General features: G+C 54.2%; 1 rRNA gene. It reads right to left on the bottom strand.

Going from position 1 to position 426, the window contains the following annotated elements:
* Positions 1-426 (bottom strand): 16S ribosomal RNA (locus HH110_RS19235); the annotation flags it as partial.

Genomic DNA, 426 nt, shown 5'->3' with positions numbered 1-426 from the left:
CTACCGGGGTATCTAATCCTGTTTGCTCCCCACGCTTTCGCACCTCAGTGTCAGTATCAGTCCAGGTGGTCGCCTTCGCCACTGGTGTTCCTTCCTATATCTACGCATTTCACCGCTACACAGGAAATTCCACCACCCTCTACCGTACTCTAGCTCGCCAGTTTTGGATGCAGTTCCCAGGTTGAGCCCGGGGCTTTCACATCCAACTTAACGAACCACCTACGCGCGCTTTACGCCCAGTAATTCCGAGCAACGCTAGCCCCCTTCGTATTACCGCGGCTGCTGGCACGAAGTTAGCCGGGGCTTCTTCTCCGGCTACAGTCATTATCTTCCCCGGTGAAAGAATTTTACAATCCTAAGACCTTCATCATACACGCGGCATGGCTGCGTCAGGCTTTCGCCCATTGCGCAAGATTCCCCACTGCT

It is taken from the genome of Stenotrophomonas sp. SAM-B, assembly GCF_013387485.1.
In the GTDB taxonomy this organism is placed as follows: domain Bacteria; phylum Pseudomonadota; class Gammaproteobacteria; order Xanthomonadales; family Xanthomonadaceae; genus Stenotrophomonas; species Stenotrophomonas maltophilia_AA.
The sequence above is the reverse complement of the archived record's forward strand: the minus strand, read 5'-3'. Positions and strand labels throughout refer to the sequence as shown.